Origin of the sequence: Companilactobacillus musae, from assembly GCF_003967595.1 — a bacterium.
GTDB lineage: Bacteria > Bacillota > Bacilli > Lactobacillales > Lactobacillaceae > Companilactobacillus > Companilactobacillus musae.
This window is the reverse complement of the sequence record NZ_BIFW01000001.1, coordinates 22,967-46,485: the sequence shown is the minus strand read 5'-3', so window position 1 is coordinate 46,485 and position 23,519 is coordinate 22,967. Positions and strand designations below refer to the sequence as shown.

At 35.0% G+C, this 23,519-nt stretch carries 26 protein-coding genes; 4 read left to right on the top strand and 22 right to left on the bottom strand.

Annotated elements, in window-relative coordinates; genetic code table 11:
* Positions 1-6: 6 nt before the first annotated feature.
* From LAB100_RS00240 to LAB100_RS00195, 10 genes are all read right to left on the bottom strand, one after another.
* Positions 7-645, bottom strand: a complete 639-nt coding sequence (locus LAB100_RS00240; RefSeq protein WP_119326941.1) for a septum site-determining protein MinC — start codon at positions 643-645, stop codon at positions 7-9.
* Positions 642-1,184: a rod shape-determining protein MreD gene (gene mreD / locus LAB100_RS00235; protein WP_119326942.1), complete on the bottom strand. Its 543-nt coding sequence runs from the start codon at positions 1,182-1,184 to the stop codon at positions 642-644. The genes LAB100_RS00240 and mreD overlap by 4 nt, the downstream gene beginning before the upstream one ends.
* Entirely contained in the window at positions 1,184-2,047 is an 864-nt protein-coding gene (mreC, locus tag LAB100_RS00230; RefSeq protein ID WP_119326943.1) for a rod shape-determining protein MreC, read from the bottom strand. The genes mreD and mreC overlap by 1 nt, the downstream gene beginning before the upstream one ends.
* Before the next feature lie 45 nt (positions 2,048-2,092).
* Complete coding sequence (locus tag LAB100_RS00225) at positions 2,093-3,094, bottom strand: rod shape-determining protein (RefSeq protein ID WP_119326944.1); 1,002 nt, start codon at positions 3,092-3,094, stop codon at positions 2,093-2,095.
* A 93-nt stretch (positions 3,095-3,187) separates the two neighbouring features.
* Complete coding sequence (gene radC / locus LAB100_RS00220) at positions 3,188-3,826, bottom strand: RadC family protein (RefSeq protein WP_119326945.1); 639 nt, start codon at positions 3,824-3,826, stop codon at positions 3,188-3,190.
* An 8-nt stretch (positions 3,827-3,834) separates the two neighbouring features.
* Positions 3,835-5,100: a bifunctional folylpolyglutamate synthase/dihydrofolate synthase gene (locus LAB100_RS00215; protein WP_119326946.1), complete on the bottom strand. Its 1,266-nt coding sequence runs from the start codon at positions 5,098-5,100 to the stop codon at positions 3,835-3,837.
* A 74-nt stretch (positions 5,101-5,174) separates the two neighbouring features.
* The gene (locus LAB100_RS00210) at positions 5,175-7,823 is read right to left on the bottom strand and encodes a valine--tRNA ligase (RefSeq protein WP_174233482.1); all 2,649 of its coding nucleotides are present in this window, start codon (positions 7,821-7,823) and stop codon (positions 5,175-5,177) included.
* A gap of 432 nt (positions 7,824-8,255) precedes the next feature.
* Positions 8,256-9,473: a tRNA uracil 4-sulfurtransferase ThiI gene (gene thiI / locus LAB100_RS00205; protein ID WP_119326948.1), complete on the bottom strand. Its 1,218-nt coding sequence runs from the start codon at positions 9,471-9,473 to the stop codon at positions 8,256-8,258.
* A gap of 9 nt (positions 9,474-9,482) precedes the next feature.
* On the bottom strand, positions 9,483-10,628 hold the full coding sequence (locus tag LAB100_RS00200) for a cysteine desulfurase family protein (RefSeq protein ID WP_119326949.1): 1,146 nt from the start codon (positions 10,626-10,628) through the stop codon (positions 9,483-9,485).
* Positions 10,629-10,704: 76 nt separating this feature from the next.
* Positions 10,705-12,390, bottom strand: a complete 1,686-nt coding sequence (locus LAB100_RS00195; RefSeq protein WP_119326950.1) for a septation ring formation regulator EzrA — start codon at positions 12,388-12,390, stop codon at positions 10,705-10,707.
* 331 nt (positions 12,391-12,721) lie between these two features.
* Here LAB100_RS00195 and rpsD point away from each other — a divergent pair, with 331 nt between their 5' ends.
* On the top strand, positions 12,722-13,333 hold the full coding sequence (gene rpsD / locus LAB100_RS00190; protein ID WP_119326951.1) for a 30S ribosomal protein S4: 612 nt from the start codon (positions 12,722-12,724) through the stop codon (positions 13,331-13,333).
* A gap of 118 nt (positions 13,334-13,451) precedes the next feature.
* Here the strand turns inward: rpsD and LAB100_RS11480 are convergent, their stop codons facing one another.
* Together LAB100_RS11480 and LAB100_RS00185 are read right to left on the bottom strand one after the other, a co-directional pair.
* On the bottom strand, positions 13,452-13,622 hold the full coding sequence (locus tag LAB100_RS11480) for a hypothetical protein (protein WP_162894238.1): 171 nt from the start codon (positions 13,620-13,622) through the stop codon (positions 13,452-13,454).
* 116 nt (positions 13,623-13,738) lie between these two features.
* Positions 13,739-14,335: a DUF1054 family protein gene (locus LAB100_RS00185; protein WP_119326952.1), complete on the bottom strand. Its 597-nt coding sequence runs from the start codon at positions 14,333-14,335 to the stop codon at positions 13,739-13,741.
* Between the two features lie 51 nt (positions 14,336-14,386).
* On the opposite strand from LAB100_RS00185, the gene LAB100_RS00180 reads away from it, so the two are divergent.
* The 3 genes from LAB100_RS00180 (at position 14,387) to LAB100_RS00170 (ending at position 16,520) form a co-directional block, all read left to right on the top strand.
* The gene (locus tag LAB100_RS00180; RefSeq protein ID WP_119326953.1) at positions 14,387-15,691 is read left to right on the top strand and encodes a replication-associated recombination protein A; all 1,305 of its coding nucleotides are present in this window, start codon (positions 14,387-14,389) and stop codon (positions 15,689-15,691) included.
* Entirely contained in the window at positions 15,681-15,959 is a 279-nt protein-coding gene (locus LAB100_RS00175) for a hypothetical protein (RefSeq protein WP_119326954.1), read from the top strand. Before LAB100_RS00180 ends, LAB100_RS00175 begins: the two co-directional genes overlap by 11 nt.
* 87 nt (positions 15,960-16,046) lie before the next feature.
* Entirely contained in the window at positions 16,047-16,520 is a 474-nt protein-coding gene (locus LAB100_RS00170; protein ID WP_119326955.1) for a universal stress protein, read from the top strand.
* Between the two features lie 72 nt (positions 16,521-16,592).
* Here the strand turns inward: LAB100_RS00170 and LAB100_RS00165 are convergent, their stop codons facing one another.
* The 10 genes from LAB100_RS00165 to LAB100_RS00120 form a co-directional block, all read right to left on the bottom strand.
* Positions 16,593-17,450 carry a helix-turn-helix domain-containing protein gene (locus LAB100_RS00165; protein WP_119326956.1) on the bottom strand — a complete coding sequence of 286 codons (858 nt, stop codon included), beginning with the start codon at positions 17,448-17,450 and terminating at the stop codon, positions 16,593-16,595.
* Between the two features lie 103 nt (positions 17,451-17,553).
* Entirely contained in the window at positions 17,554-17,850 is a 297-nt protein-coding gene (locus tag LAB100_RS00160; RefSeq protein ID WP_119326957.1) for a glycine cleavage system H family protein, read from the bottom strand.
* A gap of 8 nt (positions 17,851-17,858) precedes the next feature.
* Positions 17,859-19,061, bottom strand: a complete 1,203-nt coding sequence (locus tag LAB100_RS00155; RefSeq protein WP_119326958.1) for an FtsW/RodA/SpoVE family cell cycle protein — start codon at positions 19,059-19,061, stop codon at positions 17,859-17,861.
* Between the two features lie 11 nt (positions 19,062-19,072).
* Positions 19,073-19,294, bottom strand: coding sequence for a DUF2969 family protein (locus LAB100_RS00150; protein WP_119326959.1), 222 nt, complete (start codon positions 19,292-19,294; stop codon positions 19,073-19,075).
* A gap of 10 nt (positions 19,295-19,304) precedes the next feature.
* Complete coding sequence (yidD, locus tag LAB100_RS00145; protein WP_119326960.1) at positions 19,305-19,598, bottom strand: membrane protein insertion efficiency factor YidD; 294 nt, start codon at positions 19,596-19,598, stop codon at positions 19,305-19,307.
* 4 nt (positions 19,599-19,602) lie between these two features.
* Complete coding sequence (locus tag LAB100_RS00140; RefSeq protein ID WP_119326961.1) at positions 19,603-19,785, bottom strand: DNA-directed RNA polymerase subunit beta; 183 nt, start codon at positions 19,783-19,785, stop codon at positions 19,603-19,605.
* Positions 19,786-19,793: 8 nt separating this feature from the next.
* The gene (locus tag LAB100_RS00135) at positions 19,794-20,783 is read right to left on the bottom strand and encodes a rod shape-determining protein (RefSeq protein WP_119326962.1); all 990 of its coding nucleotides are present in this window, start codon (positions 20,781-20,783) and stop codon (positions 19,794-19,796) included.
* 106 nt (positions 20,784-20,889) lie between these two features.
* Positions 20,890-22,212 carry a UDP-N-acetylglucosamine 1-carboxyvinyltransferase gene (gene murA, locus LAB100_RS00130; RefSeq protein ID WP_119326963.1) on the bottom strand — a complete coding sequence of 441 codons (1,323 nt, stop codon included), beginning with the start codon at positions 22,210-22,212 and terminating at the stop codon, positions 20,890-20,892.
* 25 nt (positions 22,213-22,237) lie between these two features.
* Positions 22,238-22,471 (bottom strand): DUF1146 family protein, encoded by a 234-nt coding sequence (locus LAB100_RS00125; protein WP_119326964.1) that lies wholly within the window; start codon positions 22,469-22,471, stop codon positions 22,238-22,240.
* Positions 22,472-23,093: 622 nt separating this feature from the next.
* Positions 23,094-23,519, bottom strand: coding sequence for a F0F1 ATP synthase subunit epsilon (locus tag LAB100_RS00120; RefSeq protein ID WP_119326965.1), 426 nt, complete (start codon positions 23,517-23,519; stop codon positions 23,094-23,096).

The window sequence follows — 23,519 nt, the reverse complement described above, 5'->3', positions numbered from 1 at the left end:
CTTAATCTATCTCTTATAATTCTTTAAATCATCAACACTGATCGAATGCAAATCATCAATATAAGCATATTTTCCAGTCTGAAAATCAGCCTTATTATCATCGGTTACGATTTCAATGACGTCGGCAATTCTTAACTGATCAACATTTTCCAAATTGCCAAAAATTACGGCCTCGGTATTATTCGGATAACCAGCCTGAACAATACCATCGACTTCACCAAGAATATAAATTGAACCAGTTGCACGTATCTGAGCATCTCGATGCAAAGTTCCTAAAAAAATTAAGTCGCCTTGATAATCCAATTTTTGTCCACTACGGACAATTCCTGATTCGACTGTTGTTCTATTAGCATCCAATATCTCTTGGACTCTAGTTTTAGATTCTACATCTGATTCAATATCCATCAACTTCAATTGTGGATAGTCTTCAAAGAAATCACGAATAGCTTCCTTTTGCTCATCAGTTAATAAACGATTACCAGTTTTGATAGTAAATTTAATGACATCATCATTTTCATTGGTTGATTTTATGTTTTGCTGCATAATAAGTTCCTTTAATTCCTTGAAAGCATCAACATAATTAGCCTTAGCGTCAACAATGACGGAGAAGCCCCTTTTATCACCCTTTAAAATGATGTCACTCATTTATTATCCCTCCGATATTTCACCAACCATTCCGACAAATTAGCCAAGGGAATGTATAGAATAAAGAAAACTACTACATTCCAAAGCAATGTCGGACCTAATGTATAAGTGATGAAATCAAATACACTTGTATTAGTCTGTTGTAACAATCTTTCTAGGAGATAAATCCCTGATTGTAAGAAAGTCAACGACAAAAAATAAATTGATAGTTCATAACCCATATTGTTTTTAACTAATAGAAATTTAAAATGATCAATTCCTATCATTAACAATGGCAACAGAATTGTATAAAGACCAATAATTCCATAGTAATAAGAATCATAAATCAATCCAAAAACAATTCCATAGGTAATCAACTGACGTCGATCATCAATACGCATTGTTAACATTACAATAGCCATCAGCATTAACTGTGGCAAAACGATGATTATGCCGTGATTCATATTATTCAAAAAGGCCCATTTCATTAAACCATCTAGGTAAAACGTAAATAAAATGAATAATACTTGGCCAAAAATCTTTCGTGTTTTAATATTCATTACTTCTCACCACTAACAGATGATTTGATAACTGTCACAACTGTAAAGTTACGTAATTCAGCAGCTGGAGTAATATAGACGGAATTTGTCATCCCATAATTATCCTTCTTGATACCGTAAACTTTACCGATATATAGTCCACGCGGTGTTAAACCACCTAAACCAGACGTGATGACGCTTTGGCCTTTTTTAATGTTCTTAACTGAATTGACGTTTTCCATAACAAGATCACCAGTTGAACTGTCATAACGACTAACAACACCAGTAATATTTTTATTATTATCTCCACTGATTTCAGCAGCAAACTTATCATTCAACTCATTATCAGTTGAAATCAACTCAACTTTAGAACTAACTTTATCAACTTCAACAATTCTACCGATTAAACCTTTTCCGGACATAACTGGCATATTCTTCTTAATTCCACTAGTTTGACCACGGTTAATCGTCAAGTAACTTTGCCAACTACTTGGTGAACGCGACAAAACAGAGGCATTAACTGTTGTGTAATCAGTTAAAGTATCATTTAATTTTAATTCTTGTTTTAATTTCTTATTCTCATCTTGAACTACTTCTAGCTTAGCTTGGTTTTGAGCTAACTCACCAATTCTTGCCTTAAGACGCTTATTCTCGGAATATGTATTATACAAATCAGAGAATTCTGAGGTAGCATTTTTCACAGCATTAGTTGGGTAAGCAAATACTCCGCCAACCACGCTGACAACATCATTACCGACTTGTTGGACGACTGGTGGGGTATTTTTGTTATCACGAATATTGACCGTAACCGCCAAAAGACCAAAAGTAACAATAATAAGTATCATTAAAATAATCAATTTTTTATTTGAAAAAAACTTTTGCATTGCTTCCTCCTAGTAGATCAAATAAAAAAAACGGGATTAACCCGCTTATTTTTGGCGACGCATTACATCGATATTCTTTAATGATTCACCAGTACCGATAGCCACACAATCTAGTGGGTCTTGAGCAATGAATACAGGAACTCCCGTTGCTTCAGAAATAACTTCTGGTAAATGATGCAACAATGCTCCACCACCAGTAAGAACAATACCGTGGTCGATAACATCGGCAGCAATTTCAGGAGATGTTTCCTCAAGAGTTTCTTTAATTGTTTCAATTATTTCTTCGACATTTTCATGAATAGCTGTTGCAATGTCTTCACCAGTTAATTGAACTGTCTTTGGCAAACCTGTAACCAAATCTCTACCACGAATTTGCATTGATTCAATTTCTTTTGCTTTTTCGATTGAAGCAGAACCAATTTGAATCTTAACATCTTCAGCAGTTCTTTCACCAATTTGGAGATTGTAGTTTGACTTGATATATGCAGAAATTGATTCATCAAACTTATCACCAGCAACACGAATTGAACGAGATGATACGATACCACCTAATGAAATTGTAGCAACATCAGTAGTACCACCACCAATATCAACAACCATATTACCAGTAGGATCCATAACTGGAAGTCCAGCACCGATAGCAGCTGCAAATGGTTCTTCAATTACATAAGCTTCACGAGCTCCTGCATGTTGAGTTGCTTCAATAACAGCTCTCTTTTCAACCTCAGTAACACCACTTGGTACACAGACCATAACTGATGGTTTTGAGTTGTTAGCTGTCTTTTCGATGAAATACTTCATCATTGCTGCTGTTGTATCATAGTCAGCAATTACACCGTCACGCATTGGACGAATTGCAGAAATACTACCAGGTGTACGACCAATCATTTCACGTGCATCTGAACCGACTGCAACAATTTCTCCAGTGTTATTATTTTTTGCAACAACTGAAGGTTCATTTAAAACTATACCTTTTCCTTCAGCATAAACTAGAGTATTTGCAGTTCCCAAGTCTATACCGAGCTTCTTTGATCCAATACCAAACAATTTATTTCTCTCCTTTAAAGTACACACCACATTTTACGCTAAACAAAATTATATCATAGAAAACGCCGATTGAAAGAGCGACGAAATCATATCCTAAATTAAATTTAAGGTCTTAAGACTAGAATAAGTTTTTTTTGTAATAATTAAGTGATCGATTAAGTTTATTCCTATTAAATGACAACATTTTTTAAGTCGTAAACTAAACTCCTGATCATTCTGCGAGAAACTCAACGAGCCGTTGGGATGATTGTGTGCTATAACCACTTGAGTTGCAGACATTCCTACGGCTTCTCTTAAAATATCCCGCGGATGAACTGTCGCTTGATCAACAGTTCCGATGAAAATAACTTTCTCATCAATTATATGATAACTATTATTCAAATAAACAGCCACTAGTTTTTCCTGTGGAGCGTTTCCAATTTTTTTTACTAGATGTTTTCCGATATTATCCACCGAAACGACCGTTTCAGGAATAACATCAGCTTGAATTTTTCTTGTTCCTAATTCAATTGCTGCCAAAATTTTACAGGCTTGTGCTACACCTATACCATTAAACGACATTAACTGTTCCAAACTCAAATTTAAACCGTTGGAATAGCAAACAATTTTCTTTGAAATGTCTAACACCGAATTTTTTGAAGTACCATTGCCAAGAATAACGGCTAACAATTCTTCATCTTTCAAAGTATTGACACCATATGCTAGAATCTTTTCTCTTAAATTTATCATCATATTTTAAATTACGAGAAATAATTTTCTAAGTCTGAAACCAAATAAAACGAACCTGTTATCAACAAAATTTGTTCCGATCTTAAACTGGAAACTATTTTCTGTAATTCATCACGATAATTTTCAATAAATGAAACATTAGAATAAGCACCTAAATCATAATCACCTAGGCCAGCCGATCTCGCCATATCAAGCTTTGTAATATAGATATGTTCGACTTTAGGAGCCAACTGATCAATAATCTCATGTCTATCCTTATCTTTCATTCCCGCATATAAGACAATTATATCCTTATTTTCATAGTTTTTTGTTAAAGAATTAATTAAATTATAGACTGCTGAAATATTATGAGCCCCATCCATTAATATCAAAGGATCTTGATGAATAATTTGAGCTCTCCCAGGAAGATGATTCTTATCTAAATTGTTAAGAATCGTTTGTTTGGAAATTATTTTGTGGTGATTACGTTGATAGTTTAAAAATGTACAAATGGCAATTGCCGCATTCATTGCCGTAGTTTTTTCAAATCCTTGGCAAGAAATACTATCTATTGTCATCTTATCGTCATAATAAGTAAACGACAAATTAAAATCATGCGTTTCAAAATTCTTAATTCCAAAATCACTTCCAAATTCAAATAAAGGACTTTTCTCTTGTTGAGCTGTTTCTTCAACAATGTCACGCACTGAATCATGCAAATGTCCCGTTATAAGAGGTTTGTTAGGTTTAATGATTCCCGATTTTTCTCTAGCTATATCCTGGATCGTGGGACCAATCAATTTTTCATGATCTAAATCAATTGAAGTGATAATCGACAACTCAGGTGTTATAACATTTGTTTTATCATGCTTTGCACCAATACCTGCTTCTATCACTGCAATATCGACACGTCCTCGAAAATAAAAATAACCCAAAATGGTTACAAATTCAAATTCCGCTAGAGGAATATCACCAATTTTATCCTTCAAATAGTTGACGTCATCGAGTAAATCAGTATTAGAAATATATTTATGATTTATTTGTATTCGTTCATTAAATTCTTTAATAAAAGGCGACGTAAACATTCCGACCTTTTTACCAGTACCTTCTAATAAGTTTGCTAAAAAATTGGTAGTTGATCCTTTACCGTTAGTTCCAGTAATATGAATCGTTTCATAACTATTCTGTGGGTCCCCTACCAAATGCAAGGCCTGTTTAATATTATCTAAGTTATTGGTTCGATGAAACTTAGGTAATGAATGAATGTAATTAACTGCCGCTTGATAATTTTCTAACAATTTTTAAACGCTCCATTTTTTCTTAAACAAAAAGGGTTGGACTTTGCCAACCCTTGTCATTATATACTCAAATATTATTTATTGTCTTTCAATTGTTGAATTCTTTGTTGAACCTTATCTTGACGTGATTTATAATCAGCCAATTTTTCTTTTTGTTCGTTAACAACCTTTTCAGGTGCTTTAGCAACAAAGCCTTGGTTTGATAATTTCTTGTCCAAACGTGTGATTTCTTTATCCAACTTTTTAACTTCTTCATTTTGACGAGCAATCTCTTCATCAAGATCGATCAATTCAGCTAATGGAACGTAAAGTTCTGCACTCGTTGTAACAGCAGTCATAGCCAAAGCAGGTGCTTTAATATCAGTCGCAACTTGCAAGTCCTTTGGATGCATGAAACGATCGATATATTCTTTATTATTCAAGATAATATCTTTTACCTTATCATCTTGTGGCTTGATCATAATATCAACTGCATTTGACATTGGTGCGTTAGCCTCCACACGAATTTTTCTTGATGATTTAATTAAATCAATCAAAACATCCATTTGATCCATTGCATCAGCATCAGCCAATTCAGCATGATATTCAGGATACTTAGCTTGCATAATAGTTTTACCATTATGTGGCATTGTCAACCAGATTTTTTCAGTTACGAACGGCATAATTGGGTGTAAAAGACGAAGTGTTTGATCAAGTACATAAGTCAAGATCATCTTCTTTTGCTTCTTGGCAGCCTCATCATCACCAGTAAGTGTGGCTTTACTCATCTCGATATACCAGTCACAGAAATCATTCCAAATGAAGTTGTAGATAGTACGTTCTACTTCCCCAAATTCGAACTTATCCATTTTGTCATTAATACTCTTAACTGCATCATTTAACTTAGCAAGAATCCACTTATCCGATAAATCATATGAAGTAACTTGTGATAGATCATCCATTGCAGGAGTATCATCATCAAGATTCATAATAACGTAACGTGAAGCATTCCAAATCTTATTGATAAAATTCCATGAAGCGTCCATTTTATCATAACTAAAACGGGTATCTTGACCAGGTGTAGTTCCGTTCATTGTGAACCAACGCAATGCATCAGCACCATACTTCTTAATTACGTCCATTGGATCGATACCGTTACCAAGTGACTTACTCATCTTACGACCCTGTGAATCACGCATCAAACCATGAATAACAACATTATCAAATGGTTTTTTACCAGTGAATTTCAAACTTTGGAAAATCATTCTTGAAACCCAGAAAGGAATAATATCGTAACCAGTGACTAAAGTATCAGTTGGGAAATAGCGCTTGTAATCTTCAGCGTTTTCGTCAGGCCAACCCATAGTTGAAAATGGCCACAAAGCACTTGAGAACCATGTATCAAGTACATCGGTATCTTGATCCCAGTTCTCGATATCTTTGGGTGCTTCTTCACCAACATAAGTTTCACCAGTTTGTTTATTGTACCAAGCTGGAATTTGGTGACCCCACCAGAGTTGTCGTGAAATAACCCAGTCGTGAATATTTTCCATCCATTGCGTAAAGGTATCTTCAAAACGATCTGGTACAAAGTTGACTTTGTCATCACTTTTTTGACTCTTTAGAACCATTTCAGCTAATGGCTTCATTTTAACGAACCATTGTGTTGAAAGTCTTGGTTCGACTTGTACACCGGAACGCTCTGAGTGACCAACACTGTGAACGTAAGGTTCAATTTTTATCATATCGCCATCATCTTGCAAATCTTTAACAATAGCTTTACGAGCCTCAAAACGATCCATGCCATTATATTTACCGGCATTCTCATTCATAGTACCGTCAGCGTTCATTGTATTAATGCGTTTAAGATCATGTCTGTTACCAACAGCAAAATCGTTAGGATCATGGGCTGGTGTAATTTTAACCATACCAGTACCAAAATCTTTATCAACGTAGTGATCAGCAATAATTGGGATTTTTCGATCAACTAATGGAACAATAATTTCTTTACCAACAATATCCTTGTAACGTTCGTCATCAGGAGCAACAGCGACAGCCACATCACCAAACATAGTTTCGGGACGTGTTGTTGCAATTTCAATAAAACCAGAACCATCAGCAAATGGGTACTTAACATGATAGAAAGCACCTTGATCATCCTTATGGATAACCTCAATATCAGACAAAGCTGTTTGAAGTTGTGGATCCCAATTAATAATATACTCACCACGGTAGATCAAACCGTCATTATACATTTGAACAAAGACTTTACGAACCGCCTTTGACAAACCTTCATCAAGGGTAAAACGTTCACGTGAATAATCAAGTGATAAACCTAATTTACCCCATTGTGATTTGATGATTTTAGCAAATTCATCCTTCCAGTTCCAAACCTCTTGAACAAACTTTTCACGGCCAAGATCATAACGAGTAATGCCTTGTTCACGAAGCTTGGCTTCAACTTTAGCTTGTGTAGCAATCCCAGCGTGATCCATACCAGGTAGATATAGCGTGTCAAAGCCTTGCATACGCTTGTAACGAATCAAAGTATCTTGAATTGTAGTATCCCAGGCATGACCCATGTGTAATTTACCAGTAACATTGGGTGGTGGAATAACGATTGAATAAGGCTTAGCCTTCTTATCTCCAGAAGGTTTGAAGACATCTTCGTCTAACCATGTTTGGTAACGACCATCTTCGACTTCTTGAGGATTATACTTCGTATCCATGTCGATTTCTCTCATAAAATTTTCCTCCATAAAAAATAAATTATCAAAATAAAACTCTAAATAACATTTGGACGTCTTTCGACGTCCCCATAATAGGTTCTAAGCGGCAAAGCCTTTTTTTAAACCCAAAATGGTATACGGATGTCTTTCGACGTCCCCATAATAGGTTCTAAGCGGCAAAGCCGCTAAGAACCTATAAAAAAAAGAGCCTTCATCCCAATAGGACGAAGACTCGCGGTACCACCTAAATTAAGAGCCAATTTGGCTCTTCACTCAACAGTTAACGATGGCCCGATCATTTTAAAATGATAGCTCACAGACAACAATCATTTAATTCGATTCGGCAATTCTCAACTACATGCCTTCTCTGAAATCTCTTTAAATGAACCTTCTGCTCAAAGCTGATAAATTGATAATAAATCATAAATTAATAAACGTCAATTAATTTTAAAGCAAACTATTGATGTTTTCTTGATCATTTTCCATGAATTTGTCGCCATGCTCAATGGTTGTGATCTTAATTCCATCCATTGCTCTTTGCAATAATCCGTCAATATCAAGTGAACTTTCAAACTTACGAGTTTTTTCAATACTTGGACGGGTCTTTGGTGATGGTGGAGCGAAAACAGTACAGCAATCTTCAAATGGTTGAATTGAAAGATTGAATGTATCAATATTTTCGGCCAAACGAATAATCTCGGTTTTATCCATTGTGGCAACAGGACGTAAAATCGGTGTCGTTGTTACATCATTGATAGCAGCCATACTCTCTAGTGTCTGTGATGCAACTTGTCCTACGGCTTCACCATTAAAGATAGCCAATCCATTTTCTTTTTCACGAATCATATCAGTTAAACGAAGCATGAATCGACGTTGGATCGTCATCAAATAACCTTCTGGAACTCCAGCTTTGATTGTTTCTTGAATTTCAGCAAAAGGAACTTCAATAAATTTAATATTGCCACCAAAGGCAGTCAACTTAGAAGTTAGTTCTTTAGCTTTATTCAAAGCTTGTTCAGAAGTATATGGTGGACTGAAGAAGTGAACCATTTCAATATCCACACCACGCTTCATAGCTAAGTAACCAGCAACAGGTGAATCAATTCCACCAGAAAGCATCAACATTGCTTTACCAGCTGTTCCAACTGGCAAACCACCAGCGCCCTTAACTGTTAGATATGAAAGATAAATTCCATCTTGTCTAACTTCGACAGAAATCTTGATATCAGGCTTTTTCATTTCAACATCAATACCTGGGAAAGCATCACAGATAGCATCCCCTAACTGTAAGTTGACTTGGTTTGTATCAAGCTCATAAGTATGATCTGAACGTTTTGTCCCAACCTTAAAACTCATGCCTGGCTTATATGCCTCATGCATCATTTCAATGGCCTTTTTCTTAACATCTTCAAAGTCACGAGAAACTTTAACACTCAATGAAAAAGTTTGAATACCAAAAACATTCTTTAGCTTTTCCATAACTGGTTTAGCATCAACACCATTTAAATTAATATGTAAACGATCACGATGTGGTTGCATTCTTAAATCAGGGTAATCCTTCAAAACTTTAGCTACATTACCATGTAAACGATCGATAAAACTCTTACGATTCTTGCCCTTTGTTGATAATTCGCCGTAGCGAACCATAATTTCAGTATATTCCATTTAAATCTCCTAATTCAAAATTTGAAAATGATCATGAATCTCATCCAAATTTTTGATAAATTCATCCATTTCTGCTTCGGTATTATTTTCATCTAAACTAACACGAACGGCACTAGTTGCGACTTTCTCTTGAACATTCATTGCTTTAAGGGTTCCTGATTCTAATCCCTTCTTTGAAGAACAAGCACTAGTTGTAGAGATATAGATGTCACGTTCCTCAAAAGTATGAACGATTGTTTCTCCACGGACACCGTCAATCGTAAAACAAATAATATGTGGTGCAAAATTAGCGCCAATTTCTGAAAAAACATGAACATTATCTAAAGTCTTTAAGTGATTGACCAATTTTTCCTTCAATTGTTCCATTTCATCGGCCTTTTGAGCTTCTTTGTCTTTCAACAAACGAATTGCCTTAGCCATACCTGCAATTGCCGGTGTATTTTCAGTACCACTACGAAGGTTAGATTCTTGACCACCACCAGCCATCAAGGGCTCTAATTGTTTACCTTCCTTCATATAAATGAAACCAATTCCACGAGGTGCATGGAACTTGTGACCTGAGAATGTATAGTAATCAACTCGTGGGTCCATAAACTTATTTTGTAAATTCTTACCGATAGCTTGAACTGAATCCACGTGATAACTGATACTTGGATAGTCCTTTAAGACATTAGCAATTTCATGGATTGGTTGGATAGCACCAATTTCGTTGTTAACTGCCATAGTTGAAACTAGAATCGTATCGTCACGAATGGCTTTTTTCAAATCATCAGCACTAATATGTCCCGTCTTATCAACTGGTAAATAAGTTACTTCAAATCCTAATTGTTCAAGTTGGTGCATTGTATTTAAAACTGAGGGGTGTTCAATCTCTGTCGTAATAATATGCTTACCGAACTCGCGTTTCTTAAAAGCTGTTCCCTTGATGATCCAATTGTTTCCCTCTGTACCACCACTGGTAAAGACAACCTCATCTTGTTTAAAACCCATTAAATTTGCAATTTGTTTACGAGATGTTTCCAATAACTCATAAGCTTTCAGTCCTAACTTATGCAAACTAGAAGGATTTCCAAAATATTCTTCACTAGCAGCATTGTAAGTTTTTAAAACTGAATCATTAACTTTAGTTGTTGCACTATTATCAAAATATATCATTTTTGCCTCACCAAAATAAAAAGGCCTTAACGGCCTAAATTTTTATCTATTATAACTTAACACACTTTATGAAAAATTAAGAGTTAATTGTCTCTTTTATCCGATCAACTGAACCTGATTCAACTTCCTCCAAGGCTTTGGAGATAACTTCCACAGCATCATTATAGTTATAGTCATCGTCGAACAAAGCTCTAGCTCTAATCAATTGATCATTGAATTCTTCATTTTTAGCATAACGATTAGCATACTGTAACAATTTCTCAGCCAATTGAACGTTGTACTTTAACTCTGAAGTCTTCTCAACCAAATTATCCAAATCTTCTTGAGTCACAATAACTTGTTTACTGATATCTTCCATATTAATCTGATCAGCATCTAATTCGTCATATAACTTGTTGATTTCATCATATACCATGTAAAAATAATCTAAATAATCATCAGGTAAACCATTCAAACGTAACTGTTCCATCATTTTCTTTTGAATCTCTAAACGCTTAGCATATTCATCAACACTGTTGCGGGCTATTTGTTCACTGGAAAGCATTTGGTTTAAATCATCATTGATTGTTTTTTCACTGGCTTCAATTTCATCTAATTGCTTAACGACTTCTTTAAAGTCCTCTTTAACTTGTGAAAAAACAACATCTTTATCAGCAATCAACTGTACATCAGCATCGTATTCACGACGAATACTATTCAATGTATCAAAATTGGTCTTAAAAGTATCTAATGTCTTATCTGTTAAAATATATCCTTCTTGTAACTTCTGAATTCTATTATCCAAACGATTGTGTTGATAAACTGCATGGTTCAAATAATCTAAAACTGGCTTTTGTTCCTTCAAAACTTCACGTTTGCCATCTATCTCCAAAGTTAACGTTTCATATAAGTCATCGATTCTTTGCTTAATATCATCATTATTCGTATTAACAGCATCAAAATTCAATTCACCAAGCTTAGTGTTGGATTCATCAACTTCTTGTTGGACATCTGATATTAATTGCACGATATCATCAGTAAATTTAAAATGTTGTTTATCTAATTTTTGATAAACAAATTTAATTTCATCAATTTGCCCTGGGAAGACCTCATTCAAATCGTGATACAAAGGTTCAATGATCTTCAATTGATCTGTAATCAAACCTAATTTAATTTTGACATCATCAAGGCATTGGCTAGCCTCAATATGATCACCCTTTGTTGTTAATTCCTTTTCCTTATCTAATAAGGTAGCAATTTCAGTTAATTCTTCTTCTAATTTATCAGTTGCCGGACCATAACTAAACGATTGCGTCAAAACTTGCTTACGCAATTCTTGATATTGATGTTGCAATTCCTCACTATGAGTTGCGTTCAATTCATTGCTTGCTAGCAACTCATCGAAACCTTGAGAAACTTCTTCAATCTTGTCTTCAAAGTCATTCAATTCTGAATTGATTTTTTTCAAATCATTGGCACAACCAAAAACTTTAAATTCCGTATTCTTATAATCAGCTGCTCTGATTGCCGTCAAAATGTCCGTAAAAATATCATCAGTTTGCTTATGATATTCAACTTTCAATTGATTAAAACGGTCATCACTAGCACCAGCCAGTTTCATTTTTTCAAGTTTTTCAATCTTGTCATCTAATTGAGCTTTTTTCAATTCATCAGTTCGATCTTTATACCTATTAAGTGTGGAAGCATTTTTTTTCTGCAAAAACCACATGTACCAAAGCGCGAACAAAACAATTAAGATTATTCCAATAATAATTACAAACACGTTTACACCCCTAATGACGATTCAGTTTTATCTTTAAGAAATTATAACAAATATTAGTCCCATTATTATCTCTGTCTAGCTTTCATAATAAAGTTTTAAACTATTGCCTTAAAAATATAGAAATAATTTTGACAATCACCTTTTATCACGGTATACTAGCCTTCGTGTAAAATATGCAGCAAAGAGCGGCAAGAACGTCAACATTTATCGACGATTTAGTTCAACTAGTAACCTGTGGCTGCACAGTGTGAAAATTGTAACGATAACTGCACGAATGCTAAGCTCTAGTTAATTATTTTACTCCAGACAAACATTTTGGAGGAATTAATATATGTCAAGATATACAGGCCCACGTTGGAAATTATCACGTCGTTTAGGTATCTCACTTTCAGGTACTGGTAAGGAAATTGCTCGTAGAAACTATGCCCCAGGACAACATGGTCCTAATGGTGGCCGTCGTAAGATTTCAGAATACGGTCAACAATTAACTGAAAAGCAAAAGTTACGTTTTATGTATGATGTTAACGAACGTCAATTCCGTAACTTGTTCAACCGTGCAGGTAAGATGGAAGGTATCCATGGTATTAACTTGATGATCCTTCTTGAAACAAGATTGGATAACATGGTTTATCGTTTAGGTCTTGCAAGTTCACGTCCACAAGCTCGTCAACTTGTAAACCACGGTCACATCACAGTTGATGGTAAACGCGTTGATATCCCTTCATACGAAGTTAAAGTTGGTCAAAAGATTAGCCTTCGTGAAAAGTCAAAGGACCTTGCAATTGTTAAGGCTAACCTTGAAAATGTTGTTGGTCGTCCTGGTTTCGTTACATTTGACGACAACACATTGACTGGTTCACTAGTACGTAACCCAGAACGTGACGAACTAGAACCAAATGTTGATGAATCATTGATTGTTGAATACTACAACCAAATTCTTTAATATTTTGTCAAAATACATTCACTCTTTGGTGGATGTATTTTTTTTACCCAAAAATAAATAGCATCTATAAGAGGTCTAACATGAACTCTTATAAATGCTATTTTAATTTAAATATTTATTACTTAATTTTGAGGTTCTTAAACGATCTGAAGATGAGTAGCATTCCAATAATTGTGGTCGTTAAGTTGATCCACCACATTGTCCCAAAAGTCTTATCGAAGAATAATTGGAAAAAAGTTAATGTAACGACAATTCCTAGCCAAAATTCAATTGATTTATACCATTCCATCTAAATCATCCCTTTTAGTTTAATCTCCTACCAATTCAACATCATTTCAATATCATTATAATTTATTCTATATTTAAAATAAATGGATATTCTAAAATTAAACAGATTGTCTAGTATTATTTTATTGCTTGGTTAAATAATACTAAGTACTTACTCAAATCCATAAACTTATCAGCTAAGATCTGATCATAATTGCCACTATTTACGATAGACTCATCTTTGTGCAATTCATAACCGATAACTAAATCACTAGATTTAACCTTTTGATAATGTTGAATTACTTGTTCAAAGTCAGTTGCTGGTCTCAAAACATTTGAAGTATGATCATTAGATACACCCCAGCCTTCAGCAATGATTTGTGATTGATATTGTTCCAAAATTGGATAATAATCAGGCCTTTGGCGAATATCAGCCAAAAGGCTAAATGTAATAAAATAACAATCTGGCCACAAGCCAAATTCTAGGTGTGGTGTCTTTTTATAACCTTTTTTATCCTGATTAATAGCCAACCAAGTATCTGGTGGCGGATTCTTCGTACGACGTTGATGTTTAGCAATTTTCATGAAAAATTGTTGCTGATATTCTTCTTCAAGTCGTTTTTGTAAATCTGAACCAAAAATTTCAAATTTAGGGTCCAAATTAGCCTTAATCAAACCTAAACGCCCTGATAAAGTCATATCCTCAAAAACTTTAAAATCATTTTTATCAAACATGTTCTCAATCCTTTGTTGTAGAATATACATATTAATTATATAGGAGGTATCATGCAAAAACCATTAGCATATCGAATGCGCCCAACTAATATTGACGAAGTTGTCGGTCAACAGCACCTTGTTGGCCCACATAAAATCATTCGTCGAATGGTTGAGGCCAAAATGTTATCCTCAATGATTCTTTACGGCCCTCCTGGGATTGGCAAGACTAGTATTGCTAGTGCCATTGCCGGAAGTACTAAGTATGCCTTTAGAATGTTGAACGCAGCAACTGATACCAAAAAAGATCTTCAAATCGTTGCTGAAGAAGCAAAAATGAGTGGTACGGTCGTTTTGATGCTAGACGAAATTCATCGTTTAGACAAAACTAAACAGGATTTTCTATTACCATTACTCGAAAGTGGTTCAATTATTTTAATTGGTGCTACTACTGAAAATCCATATATCAATATAAGCCCCGCCATTCGCTCAAGAGTTCAAATTTTCGAATTAAAGCCGTTGACTAGCGATGACCTTAAAAAGGCCGTCAAACGTGCTTTAAATGACAATCAGAATGGATTAGGAAAATATAACGTTAAACTGGATGAAAATGCTTTGGATCTACTTGTTAATTCTACTAACGGAGATTTAAGAAGTATTCTTAATGGTCTTGAATTATCAGTTCTTTCAACTGAAGCTGATAAAGACGATAATATTCATATTGATTTGCAATCAATTGAAGAATCAGTTCAAAAGAAAGCTATTTCATCTGACAAAGATGGCGACAGTCATTACGATGTTATGTCAGCTTTTCAGAAATCCATTCGCGGCAGTGACCCTAATGCTGCTTTGCTATATCTAGCAAGATTATTAGAGGCCGGCGATTTAACTTCTGCAATCAGGCGATTAATTGTCTGTGCATATGAAGACGTTGGTTTGGCCAATCCTCAAGCTTGTGCCCGAGCCGTTCAAGCCGCTCAAGTAGCTCAAATGGTTGGATTACCTGAAGCCAGAATTCCCTTGGCTGACGCTGTAATCGATCTTTGCCTTTGTCCTAAGTCTAATTCCGGTGTCATGGCTATCGACAGTGCTTTGAATGATGTCCGCAATGGTAAGGCCAATTCAATCCCTGACGATTTAAAAGATGCCCACTATTCCGGTGCAAAAAAACTCGGTCATGGTGTTGCTTATAAATATCCTCACGATTATCCCCACTCTTGGGTCGATCAACAATATTTACCTGATAACTTAGTTAATCAAAAATATTATCAACCAAATGACACTGGTAAATATGAACAAGCCCTAAACTTACGTATCCAACAAATCCAGCAATGGAAAATGAATTCAAAACGGAGTCAGAATAATTATGATAATTAAAGTACTAATGTTCCTATTCATCATCTTTTTACTAGCCTTAGCTTATATACTCTGGTCACACAGCAGTGGAAAGTTTTTGATCTATTCTCCAGATGAAAATATCACCTTAAAAAATGTTATGCGTTTCACAGCAGGCCTTTTAGTTCTAGTAGCTATCATGGGTATCGTGATCGCTTTCATTGGCAGTAAAGAAGCAAACTTCATTACTTTACTTTTGGGTAGTATTATTGCAGCTGGTTTTTCAATTTATTTAGCAAATATTCGCTAAATCTTAGCTGATGACTGTATTTATTAGGCCAAATCAACTAAAATAAAGATATAAAAGCATTAATATTACATTAACGGGGTGATACTTATGTTACAACAATATAAAAACATTCTCGTACCAATTGATGGTTCATTTGAAGCTGAGCTAGCTTTTAAAAAGGCAGTTGAAGTAGCCAAGAGAAATAAGGCTGCTATTCACTTAGTTCATGTCATTGATACTAGAGCTTTCCAAAACGTTTCTAGTTTCGATTCAACAATGGTTGAACAAATCACTGAAAAAGCTAAGGAAACTGTTAAGAGCTACGTTAAAACAGCTAAGGACGCCGGTCTTGAAGATATTGATTACAGTATTGAATATGGTGCTCCTAAAGCTATCATTGCCACCGATTTCCCTAAGAAATTAGGTGTTGATTTAATTATGATCGGTGCTACCGGACTCAATGCTATGGAAAGATTATTGATCGGTTCAGTTACTGAATATGTAACTAGAACTGCTGCTTGCGATGTCCTTGTTGTTAGAACTGATTTGGATAACAAAACTATTAAGAAGCAAAAGAAATAACATATAGACACAAAAAGGACCGATTCTTTCGAATCGGTCCTTTTTTATCGGAAATTAATAAATTGTTTTTTATTAAAAGATATTTAAGTGCATATCTTTCACTTTAGATTTTAATTTTTCAAATACTTGTTTGTTCTCACTGATGCTTGAGAGAACGTATGCTTTGATGTAGTCCTCATCAGTCTTTTGACCTTCACGAGTACCAGCATCTGCTAGGTAACAGTACATTTCATCCAACTTGAAAAGTGTTTGTTCTTTTCTTGCAATGAAAATTCCTTCATTTGCATAATCCATAGCCTTTTGATTGTCATCCAACTTCAATGACAAGTCTGACATGTTTGCATAAATCAGGATACTGTCATGATAATTTTCGTCGCCGATTTTATCAAGACTAGATTTGATTAAGTCTTTAGCTTGATCATAGTATACTTTAGCTTCATCAACTGACTTCTTATTGATATAAGCCTTAGCCGTAAAGACGTCAATCAAAATATCATACATATCGACGTTAGCAATATTAACATTCATCGCACGGTTAAAATCGAAAATGGCCTTGTCATAATTCTTACTTGAGACATATTCGATCAAACCATTGAAGAAATGAATCAATTTGATTTCTTGTTTGTTATTGACATTGATGTTTTTAAGCTTACCCAGTTTTTCACTAATGCCATCGAAATCATCTTGATAGAATGACTTCTTAATATCACTGATGATGGAATATATTTGACTATCGTCATTGACGATTACGAGGTTCATTGTGATACCCAGTCTTTCACAAATGCGAACCAAGATTTCCATACTTGGAATTTTGTCCTTTTTTTCAATCAGGCTGACAGTTGCCTGTGTACAAATGCCATCAGCCAACTCAGATTGAGAAATACCTCTGAGTTTTCTGTAATGGCGGATTTTTTCACCTAATATTTTCATTTTAAACTATCCCCATTCATTTATTAATTCCAAGGATAATTTAAACAGTTATTAAAAAATGTTGCAAGAAATATGCAACAATAAAAAGATAAATTTTAAAAATTTAATTATTTACTTCAAAGAACCATGCATCTTTTTGACTACCATTTAATAATTCAGGATTATCATTTAATTTATCATTAACCTTGACAATTTTACCGTCAACGGGTGATTCTAGCTCAACCACAGCTTTTTGAGCTTCGATTTCACCACTAGATTCTCCCTTTTTGATTTCAGAATTTAGATCAGGTAATTCTACATATTTGACATCCCCTAAAGCAGCTTGAGCCTCTTTAGTAAGTCCTATACGAGTTGTATGTTGACCCTTTTTTACCCAAAAATAATTTTCTTTATCACTCATAACAATTCCTACCTTTGCTTAAAAGTACCGTTTTCAAACATGTAACTCTTATGATGGAATCTCATAGACATGACCAAACCTATACCTATCATATTACCTAACAAAGCTGAACCACCTTGCGAGATAAACGGTAACGGAATACCAGTCAATGGTAAAAGACCAACACTCATACCAATATTTTCAAATACGTGGAACAAGATCATCATAATTACACCAGTTGATACATAAGCATAAAATTCATTCTTAGTATCAAAAGTAACTTGAATCATTTGATAAATTAATAAGAAATACAGCAAAATCAAAACACAAGAACCGATAAAGCCGAAATTTTCACCAATAACGGAGAAGATCATATCAGATTCACGAACAGGAACGTAAACATTAGAAACATTAAAACCTTTACCAAATAACTGTCCAGACCCAATAGCTTTCATATTCTGCCATATCTGATACCCATTTGCAGAAGTATCTGCCGAAGGATTACGCCAACTGTCAATACGAGCAAACTGATAAGATCTAAATCCAGCATGACCAAGAATCTGACGACCCCAATCAGTCGTAGCAAATAATAAGGCTGTTCCGCCAATGACCGCTACGATTGAAAAACCTACTAATAAGATTCGCCAATCTATCCCAGAAACTAAAATCATACCTCCTAAGATAGCCACGAAAACCAAAATAGTACCAAAATCGTTTTGCAATTTCAAAAGAACCATAACTGGCAAAGTCCATAAAATTAACTTTCCTATCAATAGGAAGTCATTCTTAATTGTATGAACTTGGTACTCACTATTATGATTTGTAATAACTTTCCCCAGCATTAATATAAACGCTGGCTTCATTACTTCAGAAGGCTGAAAAGTAAACGAACCAATAGCAAACCAACTTTTTGCACCGGTACTAGCCGCATAAGAACGACTGTAAAAAATCAAAACTAAAAACAGCAACGCTAATCCACCAAAATACGCTAACGTCGCCACCTGCCACAGCTGCTCAGCATCAAACTGCATAATTACAGCAATAATCACAGCACCAATGGCATACCAGACCACTTGCGAAGCAACATTTTTCAAAGGATTCTGAGAATCTTGAATCGTCGCTACGTAGATAGACATTAAACCAATAATTGCCAGCATCATTACGGAAAAAATGATACCGTAATCAATTCTGGAATCTACATCATTCTTTTTTCTATTTTCTCTTATTTGCATGTTTACACCTGCTAATGATTATGTAAATTATATTGCATTAGCAACTCATTGATTGCATCGTCCAATTTTACGGATTTGAATGGTGTGTCATTGCTTTCAACATATGAAAGATAACGATCGCCATCTTTTTTAATTGTTCCAATATACTTCTTACGATCCCACAATTCGTATGTTTCGGGATCACTACTAATATCTTTTAAACTGACTTCTACTGATTTTTTTCTGCTAGACATTAAATCTTTCCTATTCTTTATTATGAAATTTTTTTGCTATAATTTCATCTTCATATTTTTCCGGATGAGGATTTCTAAAAATGGTGAAATTATCTGGCACTGGGTCAACTCCACCACGAACAAACGGATTACAACGTAAAATCCGTGCAACACCCATAATTGTGCCTAAAATTCCACCGTGCTTTTTGACCGCATCAATAAAGTACGTCGAACACGTTGGGTAGTATCGACAACTAGGTGGCAACACCGGTGAAATAAATTTTTGATAGAATCGAACAATTCCAATTAAAATTTTCTTGAGCATTCAGCTACCTAATAAAATTAAACATATGCATCCAAGTTCCAGGCCACAATACTGCTAAGGGATTAGAACCACCTAAAGCAGAGCCAATGAGCATACCCAAAACTAAGAAAATTAACATTAACAATAGTACCCAACCTATCTTTTTAAAAATATCACGACGATATTCTTTACCAAAGTCTCTTTTCATTTTTCATCCTAGTATTTTTTATGTTTTTCAATATTATCTAATAATACACCTGTACCTAATGCAACTGAATCCAAAGGACTATCAGTTAATAAAACAGGAACTTGAAGTTTTTCTGATAATAATTTATCTAGATTCTTCAATAAAGCTCCACCACCAGTGAGCATGATACCACGATCAATAATATCACCTGATAATTCTGGAGGTGTTTGTTCTAAGACATTTTTAGCAGCACTGACGATTTGTTCAATTCCATCTGCTAAAGCTTCTTGAATCTCAACTTCGTTCGTTGTGATCTCCTTAGGCAAACCACTGACAATATCAATACCACTGGCTGAAAATGTCTTACTTTCATCAGCATCCATGACACATCCAATTTCCATCTTAATTTGTTCAGCAGTTCTTTCACCAATGATTAAACTATGGTGTTGCTTAATATATGCTTGAATCGCAACCGTCATCTTATCACCAGCAAAACGTAAAGACTGACTTGTTACAATATCTCCCATTGAAATAACAGCGATATCACTTGTACCACCACCAATATCAATAACCATATTTCCTTGCGGTTTAAAGATATCAAGACCAGCGCCTACAGCAGCAACCTTTGGTTCAAGTTGGAGATAGACTTTGCCACCACCAGCTTGTTCAGCTGCTTCAATAATAGACTTCTGTTCAACCGGCGTTACATTAGTAGGTGCACAGATCATAATAGTTGGCTTTGAAAAACGGCCACCGACATTCAATTTTTCAATAAAATATTGAAGCATCTTCTCGGTGATATCAAAATCAGCAATTACACCGTCTTTTAGGGGACGGATTGCCTTAATATTAGCTGGAGTTCTACCAACCATCATATAAGCATCCTTACCTACGGCAACGACATCATTATTATTTGTATTAATTGCGACAACAGAAGGTTCATTAAGAACAATTCCCTCGCCTTTTACATCAATAAGTACATTTGCTGTACCCAAATCAATTCCTAGATATTTCGACATACTATATCCTCCAAAATCTAAACACAAAAAGTATATCATAATCAGCTTAATCATTAAATTATCAATAAAAAAAGAAAGTGGAACTTCCACTTCCTTTAAGACAACTTTAAGCCAATTTTGTAACACTTGGTATTGTATTCAATACTAAACTTTCTCTACCAGATTCGTCGACTGAAACTCGTCTGATCTTAGCACCTAATTTTCTTAATTTTTCAGTGAAATTATAATATCCACGATCCAAATATTGAAGGTTAGAAACTCTCGTCTCGCCTTCAGCAACTAATCCTGCCAATACTAGTGCTGCAGCAGCACGTAAATCGGTAGCAGCAACATTAGCACCACTTAGTTGAGCTGGACCAAACATAATAACTGAATTACCTTCGATCTTATAATCAGCTTTCATTTTACCAAATTCTGGAAAATGCATAAATCTATTTTCAAATACGGTTTCTGTCATAACAGTAGTTCCAACACTTAACAATTGTGCCAATGTCATTTGGGCCTGCATGTCAGTTGGAAAACCAGGATGTGGTAATGTTTTAACATCAACTGGCTTCAATTGATTAGTTCCAACAACACGAATTCCTTCGTCGGTTTCATCAATTTTAACACCCATTTCAATTAACTTAGAAATTAGTGGGCGATTATGAGCAGCAACGGCGTCCTGAATGAAGATATCTCCATTAGTAACCGCCGCAGCTACCATAAACGTTCCAGCTTCAATTCTATCTTGCATAATTGAATGTTCGCAACCATGTAGACTAGCTACACCATTGATACGAACAGTATTAGTTCCAGCACCTGTAACATCGGCACCCATCTTGCTCAAAATATTGGCAAGATCAACGATTTCAGGCTCTCTGGCTGCATTATCAATAACAGTTTCACCATCAGCTAAAGTAGCAGCCATCATAATATTCTGGGTTGCACCAACACTTGGGAAATCTAAATAAATATTAGCACCATGCAAACCATCAGTTGTGGCATCAATAAAACCACCATTTTGACTGAATTTTGCTCCCATAGCTTCTAAGCCCTTGATATGCAAATCAATAGGTCTAGAACCAATTGCACAGCCACCAGGCATTGCAACATGAGCCTCTTTATTTCTAGCCAAGAGAGGTCCTAAAACGACAATTGAGGCACGCATTTTATCAACCAAGTCTTCAGGAGCTGTTGTATTTGTTCCTTTACTTGTATCGACTGTTAATATTTCATCAGTTTCATCATATGAAACATCAGCATTCAAAGCTTTTAAAACTTTAGACATTGTTATTACATCCGATAACGGAGGGATATTAGTCAAGAAGGTCTTACCTTTTGATGCTAAAATAGTCGCCGCTAAAATTGGTAAAGCGGCATTTTTTGCACCTTCAATTCTGACAGTTCCTTTTAATTGCGTAGGTCCATTAACGATTATTTGTTGCACAATATTCTCCTCCAAAAACCTGGAATCATTTAAAAAGCAAGGTTATATTTTGAGATAGACTGAAAATACTCATGAAAAAAGAGCTTACCGTATAACCTAGAGCGATTGCAATAAACGCTACAAGTAATTGTAACATTTTAGGGTTGGTTTTGTTATATAACTTTTTCCAATCAACCACTTGCAAAATATTAAAACTTATCCAAATAAATATAACATGACTTATAAGCGTAATTATGGCATTAGTCCCAATGTTTGTCATTTTATAAACCTCACTTTTCTAAATAATAACATTTTCTTAATAAATTGTCCGGTTGGCATGAAAAATTTCCTATTTAAAACTGTAGTAAGTGTTATTTAAATATGTCGTCCTCCGCAACAAAGAAAATTGGGCTGGAACGTAGTGGGCACGAATTTGAACCATTTCTCCGAAATGTTTCAAATATCGTCCTTTTTCTAAGTGACTTTGTCGCTAAGAAAAATTTCACTACTGAGCCCATTTTCTCTGTTGCTCCGGACTGATGTTTCAGCTCTAAATTAGTATAACTTAATCCCATATTATCAACTGGTCGTCGGTCAATTTCTCATATACTAATAATTTTAGAAAAAAATAAGACATCTATTAAGCATGATACTCCTTAATAACTGTCTTATTTTAGTTCCATCAAACATTTCGAATAATTTATTAACCCTACAACACAACAAGCTCATCCAACTAATCAATAATGAAAAATTCGAGACAATGTGATTTTCATTGGCTCAAATCTGTGTCCACCACATTCCAGCGGTCCATAGAGATTTTGCGGAAGGCGGCATCCTTTAATACAACAAAGCAAAAAAAGAAGACTAGGTTTCCCTAATCTTCTTTTGATTAACTTACAAAATTATCTATGTGAACTTACGTTAATTCTATTAATAGCCTTACGTAAGGATACTTGAGCACGAGCCAAGTCATCAACGTTGTGTTTTTCTTCAGCAACTTTGATTGTCTTCTCAGCCTTTTGCTTAGCATATTCTGCACGTCTTAAATCAATGTCTCTAGCTCTCTCGGCACTATTAGCGACGATTGATACTAGATCATTGCTAAACTCCAAGAACCCGCCATTTACAGCAATTGAGTCTTCATGATGAGGCTTGTCCACACGACGAACACGAACTTCATCAATAACCAATGGAGCGATGATTGGAGCATGGTGAGCCATGACACCAATTTCACCATCAATGGTACTCAAAACAACGAGTTTTGCATGATGATCATAAACAACACCATCAGGAGTAACAATATTGACCGTCATAATGTTTTCAGCCAT

Excerpts from the sequence above, each read along its gene's own strand:
- LAB100_RS00240 (WP_119326941.1), bottom strand. The coding sequence starts at position 645 with ATGAGTGACATCATTTTAAAGGGTGATAAAAGGGGCTTCTCCGTCATT.
- mreD (WP_119326942.1), bottom strand. The coding sequence starts at position 1,184 with ATGAATATTAAAACACGAAAGATTTTTGGCCAAGTATTATTCATTTTA.
- mreC (WP_119326943.1), bottom strand. The coding sequence starts at position 2,047 with ATGCAAAAGTTTTTTTCAAATAAAAAATTGATTATTTTAATGATACTT.
- radC (WP_119326945.1), bottom strand. The coding sequence starts at position 3,826 with ATGATGATAAATTTAAGAGAAAAGATTCTAGCATATGGTGTCAATACT.
- LAB100_RS00210 (WP_174233482.1), bottom strand. The coding sequence starts at position 7,823 with ATGAGAGAAATCGACATGGATACGAAGTATAATCCTCAAGAAGTCGAA.
- thiI (WP_119326948.1), bottom strand. The coding sequence starts at position 9,473 with ATGGAATATACTGAAATTATGGTTCGCTACGGCGAATTATCAACAAAG.
- LAB100_RS00200 (WP_119326949.1), bottom strand. The coding sequence starts at position 10,628 with ATGATATATTTTGATAATAGTGCAACAACTAAAGTTAATGATTCAGTT.
- rpsD (WP_119326951.1), top strand. The coding sequence starts at position 12,722 with ATGTCAAGATATACAGGCCCACGTTGGAAATTATCACGTCGTTTAGGT.
- LAB100_RS11480 (WP_162894238.1), bottom strand. The coding sequence starts at position 13,622 with ATGGAATGGTATAAATCAATTGAATTTTGGCTAGGAATTGTCGTTACA.
- LAB100_RS00185 (WP_119326952.1), bottom strand. The coding sequence starts at position 14,335 with ATGTTTGATAAAAATGATTTTAAAGTTTTTGAGGATATGACTTTATCA.
- LAB100_RS00180 (WP_119326953.1), top strand. The coding sequence starts at position 14,387 with ATGCAAAAACCATTAGCATATCGAATGCGCCCAACTAATATTGACGAA.
- LAB100_RS00175 (WP_119326954.1), top strand. The coding sequence starts at position 15,681 with ATGATAATTAAAGTACTAATGTTCCTATTCATCATCTTTTTACTAGCC.
- LAB100_RS00170 (WP_119326955.1), top strand. The coding sequence starts at position 16,047 with ATGTTACAACAATATAAAAACATTCTCGTACCAATTGATGGTTCATTT.
- LAB100_RS00165 (WP_119326956.1), bottom strand. The coding sequence starts at position 17,450 with ATGAAAATATTAGGTGAAAAAATCCGCCATTACAGAAAACTCAGAGGT.
- LAB100_RS00160 (WP_119326957.1), bottom strand. The coding sequence starts at position 17,850 with ATGAGTGATAAAGAAAATTATTTTTGGGTAAAAAAGGGTCAACATACA.
- LAB100_RS00155 (WP_119326958.1), bottom strand. The coding sequence starts at position 19,061 with ATGCAAATAAGAGAAAATAGAAAAAAGAATGATGTAGATTCCAGAATT.
- LAB100_RS00150 (WP_119326959.1), bottom strand. The coding sequence starts at position 19,294 with ATGTCTAGCAGAAAAAAATCAGTAGAAGTCAGTTTAAAAGATATTAGT.
- yidD (WP_119326960.1), bottom strand. The coding sequence starts at position 19,598 with ATGCTCAAGAAAATTTTAATTGGAATTGTTCGATTCTATCAAAAATTT.
- LAB100_RS00140 (WP_119326961.1), bottom strand. The coding sequence starts at position 19,785 with ATGAAAAGAGACTTTGGTAAAGAATATCGTCGTGATATTTTTAAAAAG.
- LAB100_RS00135 (WP_119326962.1), bottom strand. The coding sequence starts at position 20,783 with ATGTCGAAATATCTAGGAATTGATTTGGGTACAGCAAATGTACTTATT.
- LAB100_RS00125 (WP_119326964.1), bottom strand. The coding sequence starts at position 22,471 with ATGACAAACATTGGGACTAATGCCATAATTACGCTTATAAGTCATGTT.
- LAB100_RS00120 (WP_119326965.1), bottom strand. The coding sequence starts at position 23,519 with ATGGCTGAAAACATTATGACGGTCAATATTGTTACTCCTGATGGTGTT.